Source organism: uncultured Winogradskyella sp. (assembly GCF_947496485.1).
In the GTDB taxonomy this organism is placed as follows: Bacteria; Bacteroidota; Bacteroidia; order Flavobacteriales; family Flavobacteriaceae; genus Winogradskyella.
On the sequence record NZ_CANMCZ010000003.1, the window covers coordinates 220,367 to 236,750 of the forward strand.

The 16,384-nt window shown below is 31.9% G+C and carries 11 protein-coding genes; all 11 read left to right on the top strand.

The window, feature by feature from the left end; genetic code table 11:
• Positions 1-21: 21 nt before the first annotated feature.
• The 11 genes from Q0822_RS11360 to Q0822_RS11410 all read left to right on the top strand — a co-directional run bounded on the left by Q0822_RS11360 (position 22) and on the right by Q0822_RS11410 (position 16,381).
• Positions 22-1,182: an ABC transporter substrate-binding protein gene (locus Q0822_RS11360; RefSeq protein WP_299123674.1), complete on the top strand. Its 1,161-nt coding sequence runs from the start codon at positions 22-24 to the stop codon at positions 1,180-1,182.
• Positions 1,183-2,211 (top strand): iron ABC transporter permease, encoded by a 1,029-nt coding sequence (locus tag Q0822_RS11365; RefSeq protein WP_299123676.1) that lies wholly within the window; start codon positions 1,183-1,185, stop codon positions 2,209-2,211.
• Position 2,212: 1 nt separating this feature from the next.
• Positions 2,213-3,004, top strand: coding sequence for an ABC transporter ATP-binding protein (locus Q0822_RS11370; RefSeq protein WP_299123678.1), 792 nt, complete (start codon positions 2,213-2,215; stop codon positions 3,002-3,004).
• Between the two features lie 122 nt (positions 3,005-3,126).
• A complete protein-coding gene (locus Q0822_RS11375) occupies positions 3,127-7,161 on the top strand; it encodes a hybrid sensor histidine kinase/response regulator transcription factor (protein WP_299123680.1) in 4,035 nt (1,344 codons plus the stop codon).
• Between the two features lie 201 nt (positions 7,162-7,362).
• Positions 7,363-8,067: a glycine-rich domain-containing protein gene (locus Q0822_RS11380; RefSeq protein ID WP_299123682.1), complete on the top strand. Its 705-nt coding sequence runs from the start codon at positions 7,363-7,365 to the stop codon at positions 8,065-8,067.
• A 96-nt stretch (positions 8,068-8,163) separates the two neighbouring features.
• Positions 8,164-10,287, top strand: coding sequence for a hypothetical protein (locus Q0822_RS11385; protein WP_299123685.1), 2,124 nt, complete (start codon positions 8,164-8,166; stop codon positions 10,285-10,287).
• Between the two features lie 5 nt (positions 10,288-10,292).
• Complete coding sequence (locus Q0822_RS11390; RefSeq protein WP_299123686.1) at positions 10,293-11,954, top strand: hypothetical protein; 1,662 nt, start codon at positions 10,293-10,295, stop codon at positions 11,952-11,954.
• 69 nt (positions 11,955-12,023) lie between these two features.
• On the top strand, positions 12,024-13,079 hold the full coding sequence (locus tag Q0822_RS11395) for a class I SAM-dependent methyltransferase (protein ID WP_299123689.1): 1,056 nt from the start codon (positions 12,024-12,026) through the stop codon (positions 13,077-13,079).
• A gap of 26 nt (positions 13,080-13,105) precedes the next feature.
• On the top strand, positions 13,106-13,609 hold the full coding sequence (locus Q0822_RS11400; RefSeq protein WP_299123692.1) for a nuclear transport factor 2 family protein: 504 nt from the start codon (positions 13,106-13,108) through the stop codon (positions 13,607-13,609).
• Positions 13,610-13,623: 14 nt separating this feature from the next.
• The gene (locus tag Q0822_RS11405; RefSeq protein ID WP_299123695.1) at positions 13,624-14,565 is read left to right on the top strand and encodes a hypothetical protein; all 942 of its coding nucleotides are present in this window, start codon (positions 13,624-13,626) and stop codon (positions 14,563-14,565) included.
• Positions 14,566-14,689: 124 nt separating this feature from the next.
• On the top strand, positions 14,690-16,381 hold the full coding sequence (locus tag Q0822_RS11410; protein ID WP_299123697.1) for a hypothetical protein: 1,692 nt from the start codon (positions 14,690-14,692) through the stop codon (positions 16,379-16,381).
• Positions 16,382-16,384 lie beyond the last annotated feature (3 nt).

Below are 16,384 nucleotides of genomic sequence, written 5' to 3' on the forward strand. Positions count from 1 at the left end.
TAATATTACTTTTGAAATAAAATGAAGGCTTTGAGAAAAACATTTTATCTTTTTTTTACTATTTCAATACTTTTTATCAATTGTAAAGAGGGACCGGATTATGTTCGGGAAATTCCACCTTTAATAGAAAAAACAAATACATTAAAGTATGCAAAAGGGTTTACTATAAATGATAATGGTAATTATAAAGTCTTAACAATTTTAAATCCATGGCCAGAAGCTCATAAAGATTATAAATATTTAATAGCATCAAGAGAACTGTTATCTAAGATGACGTTTCCAAAAGACTTATATGACGGTGTAATTACTAACGACATCAAAAAAATAGTTGTAACATCTACTACTCACATTCCTGCTTTAGAACTCTTAGGTGTTGAACAAACCTTAGTTGGTTTTCCTGGAACAGATTATATTTCTTCAGAAAAAACCAGAAAACGTATTAATGATGGTGAAGTAAGAGAGCTTGGTAAAAATGAAGGTATTAATACTGAAGTCTTGCTAGAACTAAATCCAGATGTGGTTATAGGTTTTGGTGTAGATGGTGTCAATAAGACCTTTGAAACCATTAAAAAAGCTAGAATTCCAGTAATCTACAATGGAGATTGGGTCGAATCTTCTGCGTTAGCAAAAGCCGAATGGATTAAGTTTTTTGGTATACTTTTTAATAAAGAAAAAGAAGCTGATTCAATTTTTAATACTATTGAAAAAGAGTATTTATCTGCTAAAGATATTGCTAAACAGGCAAAAAATCATCCAACGGTTTTGAGTGGCGCAATGCACAAAGATGTGTGGTATTTACCAAATGGATCTAGTGCTGAAGCACAATTTTTAAAAGATGCTAATGTTGATTATCTCTGGAGTAAAACTACCGGAAATGGAAGTTTGGCACTGAGCTTCGAAGTCGTTTTAGACAAGGCCAAAGATGCAGATCTATGGTTAAGCCCATCATATTATAGTAGTTTTGAACAATTGAAAGATGTCAATTCTCTTTACACTAATTTTGAAGCTTTCAAAAACAAGAATATATACACGTTTTCTAATACAACAGGTGAAACAGGTGGTGTTTTATATTACGAACTAGGCACAGCACGACCAGACTTGGTATTAAAAGATTTAATAAAAATTTGTCATCCAGAATTATTAAAAGATTATTCACCTTATTTCTTTAAACGTCTTAATTAATTGAATAATCAAAAGACATATCAACTTCAGTTTATACTCTTAATCGTAGTTTTATTACTTTGCTTTTTTGTAAATATAAGTTTAGGTTCAATAAGCATTCCAACAAAAAGTATTTTTGGTAGTCTTTTCGGAACTATTGAAAATAATACGCATCAGATTATAATTACAGATTTTAGATTACCTAAAGCCATTACTGCAATTTTAGTTGGCTCTGGATTGGGTATTTCTGGATTATTAATGCAAACCTTATTTAGAAACCCGCTAGCAGGTCCTTTTGTTTTGGGAATCAGTTCTGGCGCGAGTTTAGGTGTCGCACTTGTTATTCTAGGCTCAGGGTTGTTTGGTGGATTATTTGCTACTGCTTTAATTTCTAAATGGAGTATTGTAGTTGCAGCAAGTTTGGGAAGTTTCTTAGTATTACTGGCAGTTCTCGCAGTTTCGAGTAAAGTAAGAGACACTATGGCAATTCTCATTATAGGCTTAATGTTTGGGAGTATTACGGCTGCTGTAGTAAGCGTCCTCTCCTATTTTAGCTCTGCTGAACAATTACAACAATATATATTTTGGGGATTTGGAAGCCTCAGTAATTTATCGTGGAATGAACTTCTAATTTTCTTTGGAATTTATGCTTTAGGAATTGTGCTGAGTATAGCATCAATCAAAGGATTGAATAGTTTACTTCTTGGAGATAATTACGCAAAAAGCTTGGGTTTAAATCTAAAACAAAGCAGACTGATTATTATACTAGCGACAAGTTTAATTGCAGGCACTGTAACGGCCTTTGCTGGTCCTATTGCATTTATAGGTTTAGCGATTCCACATTTAACGCGGCAAATATTTAAAACCTCTAATCATAAAGTTTTATTACCAGCAGTTTTTTTATTTGGTGCCATAGTTATGTTAATTTGTGATAGCATTGCTCAAATTCCTGGAAGTGATTATACCTTACCAATTAATGCCATTACAGCTTTAGTCGGTGCTCCAGTAGTAATTTGGTTACTGGTGAGACAACGTAAAATGATGTTTTAAAATGAAGAAAGAAACATCACACATCATCCTTAAAACAGAACAACTTTCTATTGGCTACAAAACCAAGAAAGTAGAAACGGCTATTTCATCAAACATAAATTTTGAATTGCAAAGAGGTCAGCTCATTGGTTTAGTTGGAGCCAATGGTATTGGAAAATCTACATTGATACGAACATTAATTAAAGTTCAACCTCCTTTATCTGGTTCAGTTTTACTCAATAATAAAGATCTAAGAATTACTTCTAATCTTGAACTTGCCAAACAACTTAGTATTGTCCTAACCGAACCTTTAACCTCAAAAAATCTATCTGTTTTTGAGTTAGTAGCTTTAGGAAGACACCCTTACACTAATTGGATTGGAAACCTATCAACGGAAGATGTTAAGATTGTGAATGAATCAATGAAACTTGTCAATATTTCAGAATTAAAAGATAAAAAATGTTATGAACTTAGTGATGGTCAACTACAAAAGGTTATGATTGCTCGTGCTTTGGCTCAAGATACAGATGTCATCGTTTTGGATGAACCTACTACTCATCTCGATATGTACCATAAAGCATATATTTTAAAGCTACTTCAAAAGTTGAGCACAGAAACAGGAAAAACTATTCTATTCTCTTCTCATGAAATTGATTTAGCAATCCAACTCTGTGACGCTATGATTGTTATGACGAAAAATTCAATAATTTGTGATCAACCTTGTAATTTAATCACTAAAGGGGTTTTTGAATCTCTTTTCCCTAAGGATTTAATTGCATTTGATAATGCAACGGGCAGTTTTAGGGTAACATAAAGTCTAAAGAAGAGTTACTTAATCCACTTCTAATAAACTGGTTGTCAAAAACCTATGAGATATGCATTAAAACAACTAACTTACTTCATTTATTATTTAGGCGTAACCAATCTTTCTTAAAAATGAAGTTTAAACATTGTTTTTATATTGTATTACAACTTTCATTCTTCTCATGTTTTTTTGGTTATACTCAAGAGAATCAACCAAACATAAAATATTTTTCGTTAGAGGAAGGCCTCTCACAAGTTACTATTAATGATATACTTCAGGACAAAAATGGGTATGTCTGGATAGCTACACAAGATGGGTTGAATAGATTTGATGGTGAAAACTTTAAGCATTATAAGCATAATGAAATAGATTCTACAAGTATTTCCGGAAACTTAACAAATGTGCTTCTTGAAGATAAAAAAACAAACATTTGGGTTGGAACTATTGGTAATGGCCTTTCTTATTACAATCAAAATAAAGAGCGCTTTTATAAGGTAAACTTGCAATATGCGTTAAATGAAAATGAAACCATATCAGATTTCGCTTTAGATAATGACGGAAATATATGGGTTGCATCAAGACTTTCAGGACTACATAAACTCAAACATTTAAATAATAATACGTTTTCGCAAAAAAAATATTTACCCAACAAATCATTGAGTGCTTTACTTTACAATACCAATAATAATCTTTGGATTGGCGATTTTGATGGCAATGTTTATAATTTAAATACATCAAAAAATGATACGACTATAAAGCCCAAATTCAAAATTAACAGCCGTGTACGTACATTTTATGATACTGGAGAACATTTATTAATCGGATGTGATTATGGATTATATGTTTATACTTTAAAAACGAAAAAACTACAACTATTCGATTTTAATATTACTTCCGATTTTTCCATAAAATTTATTAGTTCTTTTCTAAAAGAAAGTGATTCTGCTGTATGGATTGGGACAGGAAACGGGTTATTTCTGTTAGACTGGAAACAAATGAAAATAATTCACAAAATTGAAAAATCAAAAAATAATAAGGATGGATTGAGTAATAATACTGTTACTGCACTACTCAAAATTGATGAAGAAGTAATATTAGTAGGTACTGCCAATAACCTAAATTTATTGAATTTTAAGTCACCCTTCTTTCAGAATATATCTAAGGATAAACGTGGCAGTCATTTACTTAATGACAATGTAATTTTTTCAATTTTAAAAGACAAAACTGACCTTTGGGTCGGCACCTCTGATGGTGGGCTTAACTTAATTAGAAAAGGTATGCCCTACTATTTTGAAAAAGTTGAAAACGATTCAACAAGCACTTTTGGTACAGTAAGAGAAATTGTTAAAGATCATAAAAATCAGAGACTTTGGATTGCAACTACTAGAGGTTTAAGAATGTTAGACTTAAAATCGTTTGATCCTGAACAACCCAAATTTAAGGTCTTTAGGTATAATCCAAATGACCCAAATTCTATAAGTGGTGATTTTCTTAAAGGAATGACTTTAGATAAAAATAACCATGTTTGGGGCGCAACTTATGGCTATGGTGTTTTTAGATTAGAATTAAATGATAATGGAAAAGCTGAAATAACACGGTATTCGCATAATCCCAATAATGAAAACTCTATACAAAGCAATGTTACTATGTGCGTGCGTACTGACAAACAACATAATATATGGATAGGAACACAAGGAGGTTTAACCAAATTACAATTTCAAAAAAACAACTATACTAAGCCTATTTTCACTAATTATAATAAAGACTCTAAGCAAAATAAAAGTCTGTCTAATAACTCTGTATATGATATATTAATTGATAAAAATGATAGTATTTGGGTAGGTACTCGCCAAGGATTAAACTTGTTTTTGGGTGATAATTCTTTTATGTCATGGAAAGAGCAAAACCAATTTACCAATGCAGCAGTTTATACCATACAAGATGATGATAGTGGTAATCTGTGGTTAGGCACAAATGATGGTTTAGTAAAGTTTAATACCAAAAAAAGAAAGTTTACGCAATTTAAAACCGAAGATGGTATACAGAGTAATGAATTTGATATTCATGCAAAATATAAGGATAGTCTGGGAACAATCTATTTAGGTGGTATTAGTGGAGTAACTTATTTCAATCCACAAAAAATAGAAACAATTGATCAACCTTCGATACTGTATTTTTCAGAATTAAAGATTAAAGATTCAATTATTAAACCAAGCGATGCAAAAGGTACATTATTAACAAAATCTATTATAAAATCAAATCATATCGAATTTAAGCACAACCAATTTCCATTTTATTTACAATTTTCATCGATAGATTTTCGTGATTTTAAAAGCGTCAAATATGGCTACAAACTTTTACCCACAGACGAAGATTGGAATATGCTTACCGATTCAAAAATTCAATTTCTAAATTTACCTTCTGGCGATTATACACTGCAGATTAATGGTTTTTCGAGAGGTAAAGAATGGAATCAAAAGCCTTTAGAAATGCAATTAAGTATCTTACCGCCATGGTATAAAACTTGGTTAGCCTATCTATTTTATTTAGGAATTACTGTTTTTATTATAAATAGATTTTACCGCTTTAAAGTCGCTAAAAAATTAGCCAAAGCAGAAAGTATAAAGCTCAAAGAAATTGATAATTTAAAAACACAGATGTATGCCAATATCTCACACGAATTCAGAACACCTCTAACATTAATAAATGGTCTCTCTAAAATATTAATCGAAGAAAATATTAGCAATAACAATACTGAAAAATTAAAAGGAATTCACCGAAATGGGAACCAGTTGCTAAAACTCGTTAATCAAATATTGGGCTTAGTATCCTTTGATGCCAAAAAAGTAAAAGCTAATTATAAAAATGGAGATGTCGTCTCTTTTATTAAACAATGTATATCTTATTATAAGTTTCACTCAGACTCCAAACAACAACAGCTGACGTTCTCATCAAAAATTAAGTCACTAAATATGGACTTTGATGATGATAAACTTCAAAAAATAATTAACAATGTCTTATCCAATGCTATAAAATTTACGCCAATAAAAGGCAAAATAAGTGTCGAGGTTACAAACGAAAATCAAAATTTAATAATTACCATATCAGATTCAGGAAAAGGTATTGAAACAAAGCATTTACCTCATATTTTTGATCGTTATTATAAAATATCTGAAAACAATCTTGATGTAGGTAACGGAATAGGAATGGCACTTACAAAAGAACTTGTTACTCTTCTAAATGGTGAAATCACAGTTGCAAGTGTAGTCGATAAAGGAACAATATTTACAATATACTTACCTATTGAAAATACAGTTAAAAGCACATCAGAGCTAGAATATCATATTCCATTCACAAACAGTGCAAATACTTCGGAAATAATTGAAACTTCTACAATCAACAAAAAAGCTGAACAAACACTATTACTCGTTGAAGACAATAAGGAAATAAGAGATTATATTATGCTATTATTAGGTAAGCTCTATAATATTACCATAGCTAAAAATGGAGTTGAAGGTTTAAAAATTGCCAAAAATAAAACTATTGATTTTATCATTAGTGATGTGATGATGCCAAAAATGGATGGCTTTGAGTTTTGCAAATACATTAAAAATGATATAAAAACCTCTCATATACCATTTATAATTATAAGTGCAAAAACTGCAAAAGAAGACAAATTGAAAGGCTATCAGTTAGGTATTGACGCATATTTATTTAAACCTTTTGACAAAGACGAACTGTTACTTATAATTAAAAATCTACTTCAGAAAAGGCAAGAGCAAATGAGCTATTTCACCAAGCTTTTACATCTCAAAGAAGGTTTTGACCATTTAATCACAAATCAATTAGATATAGATTTAATTCGCAACCTACAAGAATATGCGTTAAATAATGACAATAAACTTTCAATAGATCAACTAGCAAAAACACTCGGTACAAGTCGTACTCAATTACACAGAAAAATTAAAGTATTAACCAATATGTCTGTAACGAATTATATAAATCATATTCGCATAGAAAAAGCGAAGCACTTATTGGTAAATACTAAACTAAACAGTAATGAAATCGGATTTGAAGTTGGGTTTGAATCTTCAACTTATTTCTCTAGAATCTTCAAAAAAGAATTAGGAATATCTCCTGTTCTATACCGCAAACAACACACATAACCTCTGTATTTAGTAGCTTAGAACAATGCTTCTATCTTTTGAAACAATTGTTTTACTCGTTTTTTTATAATGAGTATAGTTTTACATAACACAAAATAGAAGTGCTGTTTAACCTATTAAAAGGTAGCTCATATTCACATCTGTAATATTAGGTTTTACGACACTGCTTATTCATTTCATAATGCTTTAAACTGATTAACTATGAAAACTAAAATCACAAACATTATTGTTCTTCTTACCATACTAATGATGCTTGGATGTTCTAAAGATGATAATGACCCAAAAGAAGAAGTTTCTGGTACATTCGAATTTTTAGACGCAGGCACTCACGAATTCTCAATAGACGCTAGTGATATAGTAGCAACAATTACAATAGTTGGTTCAGGTGGCGGTGGTGGTGGTGGCGTAAATTATACTTCTGGTTCTTCTTCAACAGGAGGTGGTGGTGGCGGAGGTGCTGGAGAATTTAAGCTACTTGCAAATGAAGACTTGCAAGGAAATGTTACTTATACGGTAATTGTAGGAGTTGCTGGCAATGGAGGATCTGCTAGCCAAAGTGGAACAAATGGACAAACTTCCGAAATAATACTTCAAGGAGCGAATATATATACAGCAATTGCTGGTTCTGGTGGATTGAGTAACAATATTAACGCAGAAAATGGTGGTTCTGGCGGAATTGGTTTCCCGGCTGGTAACTCTGGAACTAACGGAGAAGAACGCAGTATATTCTCTTTAAGCGCATCACCGGGTCTTGGAGGTCTTGGCGGAGAAAATGAATCCATATTTGGTTTTGGTGGTAATGGTGGGATTGGAGCAGAAATCGATTTCTCAAATATAATTAATGCTGAAAATGGCAATGTTGGCGGAAATGGTTATGTGAAAATTGAATGGACAGGACTTAGATAATCTTGTTTATTCATTAGTCTCAATATCTGTTAAACATAGTAAAAACTGAAATACACTTATAAATATAGTTCTAGTAGGCATTTAAATACAAATAACATGAAAACGATAAAAAAAATTAAGTTCGGTAAAATTGTTTCTATCCTATTAATAGGATTTTTAATAGCTAATTACACAGAATCTGTTAATGCACAAGTAAAACGACAAACAGTCGGTGTCAATGATAGTAAAGATTATAAATCTTTAGTCCATTATTGGAGTAATACAAGGAAAGATAATTTTTTAACAGCATCTACCAATGGAAAAAAAGCAGCAGAGGATGCTAATTATAGATTTGTAAGACAAGATGGTTATGTGCTCACAAAAGCATCTAATTCGGAAGGCAATGCTGTCCCTCTATATTTATATTATAATAAAACACGTAAAGATTACTTAACAGTAGCTTCACCAGCAGGTATTAAATCTGCGAATTCTGCTGGCTACGTAAAAATTGGTATAGAAGGTTACGTTCTACAAACCGTCAATGCAGCATACCGAAAACTATACAAACCACTCTGGTTATATTATAACGATTCTCGCAAAGATAATTTCACAATAGCATCTTCTACTGGCATGCAAACAGCACAATCTGGTGGTTATAGTAAAGTAAGAATTGAAGGTTATGTACGTATTAACAATAAAATACAAAACACTAAGGTAATTGCAAAAATGTCTGGTCCTTTTGAAAGATTAAAAAAACAAGCACAAAAATCAGTGGTAATAAAGTCTAAAATAAATCCAGTTTCAATTGAAGCAAGTAACAGAAACTGGAAATTAACGCGTAACAAAGCTAGCATCGAATTTATTCCATTTACATTAAATGATAAAGATGGAAATCCTATTCCACCAAATAAAAGAGTCATTCTACAAGATGGTACAGAGACTACAGCTCAAGAGTATATAAATGAAATTAATATTGTAGAAGAAAAACTCAATGCTCTAGGTCATAGTCTCAGACTTAATGATGAACAAGTCGTTTCTAGGATGGTAACTGAAAGTAAATTTTTAGATGGAAAAATATCCACAGCTCCTAATTCTATAGGAGTTTTCAAAAATGATTTACAAGTTAAAAAATTTATGAGTTTAGTACATAAGGTTAAAGTAGAAGATCCTTCAAAAAATGGTAGATTTCAACAAGTTACGCTAAAACCATATAGCAGTTATACAAAAAACGAGAGAGATAATATAAATCAATATAATTTTACAACTAAATCTGGAGTTGTCGTAGCAGAAAAAAAGACAAAAAAAAATAGACCATTTAAAGATCTAAGACCTAAAAAAGTAGGTAATCTGTCTTCACTCTTTGAAGTTAATGAAACCAATAGTAAAAATTGGAATTTTGGAAATCCAGAAATCTTTCAGGCAAGTATAGATGGTTCTATTAACTATTTTACAAAAATATACCCCTTTGAAGTAGAAAAAAAAGATAGTAATAAATCAGAATTTAGAGTAAAAGCAATCAGTAAAGTTAAAGGCTCACTCTTAGGTAATAGTATAGATATTCTTAATGCAAGCGGTGAATTTTACGCACCTTCAGACCTATCAAAAAACATGTATGTCAAAGTTCAAATTAAGGCTTTCGAAACTAGTCTTTATAATCTAAATAAATCATATCCACAGAAAAAGTCGATTTCAGAAACATATGCTAGAACTTTTGATAAATCATTTCCTATAAGAATTCCTCTTTTACCTGGTATAGATTTTAAAGGACTTATTGGATCAATAGGAGAAGTCGGCTGTGAATTTTCTGGAGATATTGAAAGAACTGTTGCTGCCGTGCACGCAAAACCATTAATCGATTTAAAAGTTTATGGAGAAGGAGGATTAAGCCTTTTAGGAGTCGTTGGTGGTGGTGTTGAGGCTAAGTTAACTTTAATCAAAGGCGAATTAGATCTAAACGCCTACACAGGCATATTCAACCAAAACTCTGAAGAAATAGTCGCTGGAGTTAACTATTACTTTGGTTATAATATAGAAATTTTAAGTGGCTCATTAAGTGCCTTTGGCGAAATTTGTTCTCCTATAGACCTTCCTCTAGTTGACGATTGCTATCGCAAAACACATGTACTTTTTGAGTGGACTGGTTTTAAAGATTCGGGTACTATAATACAAGGTGGTTTTACTCCAATACATTTAGCAAATATTGCAAGATATGATGAAGAGCCTGTTTTTACCCAAGATTGAAAATAATGAAAACCATAAGAAATTTAAGTATCATCCTTCTTTTACATCTATTGTTTTATGGATGTAAAGGGAGTAAGGATATCCATGTTTTAAAAGAATTTCTTTACACATACAATGCTGAAAATTTTGGATATAGCGATATAAAAAAACTATATAGTCTAGACTCTGTAACTAGAGCACAGTCCTTTTTTAAAAGTGAATCTTTACAGCATTTAGAAATGAACATACAAACTGAGCTTAAGAAAATTGTGCTCAAAAGAACTAAAGATAGTCTTCTAATTTGCTATCAATTATTAAATCCAATACTAGATATAAAAACGGAAGGAGTATCTATTACACTAGACCCAATTATTAAGGACTTAATAAAACCAGTTTTTGTTAGCACAGATACTTATGGTAAAATAGGAAAGCTAAAATTTGATGCAGGCATATCAGACACAGCAACAGGATTATACAAGGATATCTTGGGTAGAATACAGTTTGTAGAATCGTCTAAAAACACCAAAAGTTGGCAAACAGCAGAAGAAAATACTTTAGGTACTTATAAAGCAACCTATCTAAGAGAAAATTCTGATGGACCAAAAAAAGTATACTCAAAAAATATTCTAGAGTATTTAACCTATAAATCAAAAAAAGACAATCATACATTAAAAATAGATAATCATACAACTATTGAAACAGATGTTTCTGGCGTGCTAAAAAAGATAAATACTTCCGAAGCTCAAATAATGCTTCAAAATAATGATACACTTAGTGTTTTAGGTTCTAAAGTATCGATTTTTGAAAGCTCTGAAGAAAATATCCGCAATAGTGTTATTTCAGATCTATTAGCGCTAGAAAAATCTGAAAATTATCGTTTTAAAACAACCTTAAGTGAGGCCATGTCTGATAATAATATTAGAATAATATCTTATTCAAACACTTTAGATACTGACAGTTGGGAAACTTTAATTGAACAACTTTCTACAACTAAAAACCTAACAAAAGAGACCGAAAATAGATTGTTATTAAAATTTAGAGCTCTCTTTTACTTGCACCCAGAGTATTGTGCTCGAGCTGTTTCTCAAACTAAAAATGAAAGCGTTAACTCTAAATTATTTATAGTGATAAGTAAAGCTTTATCCATAACCGAAACCCCATATGCCATAGATGCGTTGGCACTACTTATTGAAAAAAATAAAAATGAAGAAGGCGTTTTACAAAGATTAATTCCTGTATTAACAACAACTAAACATCCAACAAACAAAGCTATAGAAGTAATAAAAGAAATTGCTTTTGGTACTACTGAGCCATTAAATCCTTATATGATGTCTACAGCTCAACTTTCATTAGGTGGAATGGCTCATCAATTGTGGCAGATAGATTCTTTGAAATCTAATAATCTTACACGATATCTATTAGATAAAACAATATCAAAAAAGGATACCATACAGCAAATATTAATACTAGGAAACACAAGGTCTTATCTGGTTTTTCCACGATTAAAATCATTAATTAATAATGATTTGGTCTCTAAAAACGTAAAAATTGAGGCCATTTCAGCAGTGGCACTTATTGATAATGCTAATGTTTCAGATTTTTTAAAAAAATTATTGAGAAACAAAGAAGAGTATATAAAAAAGGAAGCTCAAAAAATCATAGATTTTCGAGACAACTATTTCAAATAAACAAGTCGTAATCACTCATTCTATATTGAATTTACGATAATATAACAGCTATTAATTAATATAAAAATCATGAAAATAAACGAAAACAAATTAAACGATTTATTAGGCAAAGTTGTAACCGAAATGGGAGCTGCAGCCAATGGACCTCTCGTAACGATTGGAGATAAATTAGGGCTTTACAAAACACTTTCAGAGTCTAACTCTATGTCATCACAACAATTAGCAGATGCTACGGATACGGCAGAACGATATGTGCGCGAATGGGCTTCGGCGCAAGCCGCATCAGGATATATTAATTATAATGCTAGTGATAAGACATTCTCGATGTCGCCAGAGCAAACCGCAGTTTTTGGCAATGCCAAAAGTCCTGTTTTTATGACTGGAGCATTTTATGCTATCTCATCAGTATATCATGACGAACCAAAAATAGAAAAAGTTTTCAAAACAGGTGAAGGTGTTTCTTGGGGAGATCATAATGATTGCTTATTCTGTGGTACTGAAAAATTCTTTAGTCCATCTTATGAAGGCAATTTAATTTCTAGTTGGTTACCTGCACTAGACGGTGTCATCGACAAATTAAAAAATGGAGCTAAGGTTGCAGATATAGGATGCGGTCATGCAGCATCGACTATAATAATGGCCAAGGCATTTCCGAAATCTCAATTTATCGGTTATGACTTTCATGATAAATCTATAGAGCAGGCGAAAGAACGAGCAAAAACAGCTGGAGTCTCAAATATTAGATTTGAAGTAGCTACTGCAAAAGATATTCCTGGAAATGAGTATGATTTAATTACGTTTTTTGATTGTCTACACGATATGGGAGATCCTGAAGGAGCCTGTGCCCATGCCAAAAGCATATTAAAGACAGATGGTACCTGTATGATTGTAGAACCATTTGCACATGATTCCCTTGAGGAAAATCTTAACCCTGTCGGACGCGCATTTTATGCCTTTTCTACAATGTTATGTACTCCTTGTTCTCTAAACCAAGAAGTAGGACTTGCATTGGGAGCTCAAGCTGGTGAAAAGCGATTAAAAGATACCATAATCAATGGAGGATTTAGTCAGTTTAGAAAAGCAACAGAAACACCTTTTAATTTAATACTAGAGGCACGACCTTAATATTTTTTTAATTTAAAGCATATAATATGAAAACTCATTTAAAACTATTGAGAAATACATTACTACTACTTATTATTGGTTCATTTAGCTATGCTCAACCTCCTGAAAAGGATATTATCACTTATGAATTCCCAGAAGCTCAGCAAGAAATAATAGAAACGTTTGGAGAAATTGTTCAGAGTTTAAAGGATAGAGACTTAGATAAACTAATTTCTTTTCATGGCTATGGGCCAAAATTTACAGAATTTAAAGATGGAGAACCACGCAATGGTGGTGAAGTAAATGAATCTTTTGAACGCGAAGTTTTTGGAGCAGTTACTGAAGTTGTAAAATTCGACGCTAAAGATTTGCAAATTGCGGTTTATGGTGATGTTGCTAATGTGACGTTTCACTCAGATTTTCATCTCAAATTTGGAGAAGATCTCGTTATTATAAATGAACAAATCACTTTGTTATTTGTCAAAACAAAAAAAGGTTGGAAAATAGTTCACGAACACCATTCACCATTGAATCCTAAAAGTGAGAATTAAAAAAATTAGAAATCATGAAAACAAATAAAAAAGGAGTCTACACCACTATTCTATTTACAATACTATTTTTAGTAGCATGCTCAAGTGACGACAATAATGACACTACACAATTCACTTTCCCAGAAAATGAAACGATATTTTTAGATTCTCAAGAAAAATTAAATGCTTTTGGAGCTCTAGGAAAAACGGTTTTTACCGAAGTTATAGTTATTGGCAATTCAAACCAACCCAATAATTCAATAACAAGTTTAAATGCACTTAGTACACTTACTTCCGTAAAAGGACTAACTATACATTATAACACTCAACTTACCACGCTACAGGGAATAGCCAATTTACACACTATTGAAACAGATGGACTCATTATAGAAGAAAACCCAAGCCTTACCAATTTAAATGGTTTAATTGGGTTGCAATCTATTGAAGGCAATGCTTTTGTACAAATGAACGGCATTATGGCAAACCTTGATGGCTTAAACAATGTATCAAGTATTAGTGGCGATTTAATTATAGAAGAAAACCCTAATCTTTCTAATTATGAAGGTTTAATGGGCTTACAATCTATTGGTGGTGATGCTTTTGTACAAATGAATGGTATTTTAGAAATGAACGGTATTACAGCTAACCTTGAGGGTTTAAATAATTTAGTCAGCATTGGAGGAGACTTAACACTGCATGAAAACCCAAACCTTATTAATGTAAGTGGATTAATTGGTCTAGAAACTATTGGAGGCAATGCTTTTGTAAGTATGAACGGTTTTATGGAGAGTCTCGATGGCTTAAATAATGTGATAAGCATTGGAGGTGACATAACAATTGAAAATAATCCTTTATTAATGAATTTTTGTGGCATAAGACCTGTAATGGTTTCTGATGGTTTTAATGGTACATACACCGCAAATAATAATGCTTTTAATCCAAGTTTCTCAGAAATAATCGCTTTGTCTTGTGATTGATTAAGAACAATTACTATAAAATATTACAAAACAGATTCGCAAAAATAGGATTACAACCTACAAAAAATGATACCTGTATAAAATTCAGTATATTAAAAAGATTGCAACCAACCTTTTAGAACTTATGAAAACACTTAATATAACAATTCAAATAGTTGTTCTTATCCTTATATTATTTATATCTGCGTGCAAAGATAAAACAGCTAAACAAAACCCTGCATTAGCCTCAATAGACTTAAAGCGTGGTGAGCTCTTACTTTGTAGTACTGAGCAATTTGGTGAAGTAAGTTTCTCATTAGATTGCAACTATGAGGTTAGAGAAGTATTTGATCTGGCTATTTCGCTATTACATTCATTTGAATATGCTGAAGCTGAAAAGGCATTTGTTAAAGTTATAGATGCTGATCCAGAATGTGCAATGGCATATTGGGGAGTTGCCATGAGTATATATCATTCTCTTTGGGCAGCACCAGACCCTGAAGTATTAATAAAAGGGTCTAAACTCATAGATATTGCACAAACATTACCAAATACTGGTATTACAAAGCAATATATTGATGCTATAGGCTCTTTTTATAAAGATTATGAAACTAAAACTCATCGAGAGAGAGAATTATTTTATGAAAAGAAAATGGAGGAACTCTATTTAAGCAATAAAGAAGATACAGAAGCTGCAGTATTCTATGCCTTAGCTATTCGCTCAGCTGCAGATCCAAATGACACGACCTATACTAAACAGAAAAAATCTGGCAAAATTCTCGAAGAGCTCTTTTTAGAACAACCGAATCATCCAGGAATTGCACATTATATAATACATTCCTATGATTATCCTGAGTTAGCTCAAATGGGATTACAAACTGCAAGACGTTATGCAGAAATAGCACCAGCATCTGCACATGCACAACACATGCCGTCACATATTTTTACACGTTTGGGACTTTGGCAAGAATCAATTGACACTAATATCAACTCTGCGTCCTCTGCTGTTTGTTATGCTGAAAGCGTTAATCCTGAAGCCAATTGGACACAAGAGATTCATGCAATTGATTATTTAGTCTATGCCTATTTACAACAAGGAAATAACCAAAAAGCCCAAGAATACTTAGAAGAAATGCAAGCTATCAAAGCTGTTTTCCCAAAACAACATTTTGCCTCAACTTATGCTTTATCGGCGATTCCGGTAAGACTAGTTTTAGAAAACAAACAATGGAAAAAAGCTTCCGAATTACAATTACCTTCTATCGACTTCAATTGGGAAACATTGCATTGGGAAAAAGCGATACATCATTTTGGTAAAGCATTAGGACTTTCGAGAAATGGGAAAATTAAATTAGCCGAAAACGAATTACAAATCTTGAAAACTTTACATCAAAATCTTTTAGATAAAAAAGACAAATATCAAGCAGGTCAAGTCTTCATTCAAGTAAATACAACTGAAGCATGGATTGAATTGGCAAAAGGCAATAATGATAAAGCGCTTTCTTTAATGAAACTTGCTGTAAAACTAGAAAATGAAACCTCTAAACATCCTGTAACACCAGGAGAAGTTTTACCTGCAGATGAGCTCTTAGGAGATATGCTCTTAGAACTTAACAAACCTAAACAAGCCTTAAAAGCTTATGAAGTAAATCTAAGAGGTCATCCTGGAAGATTTAACGGAATTTATGGAGCGGCAAAAGCTGCAAAACAATCTGGAAATGATGAAAAGGCTACATTCTATTTTAAGCAACTTATTGAGTTGACTAAAAATTCTAATAGTGACAGACCAGAATTAGAAGAAGCAAAATTATTTATTGCAAAACCACAATCCATTTAAGCA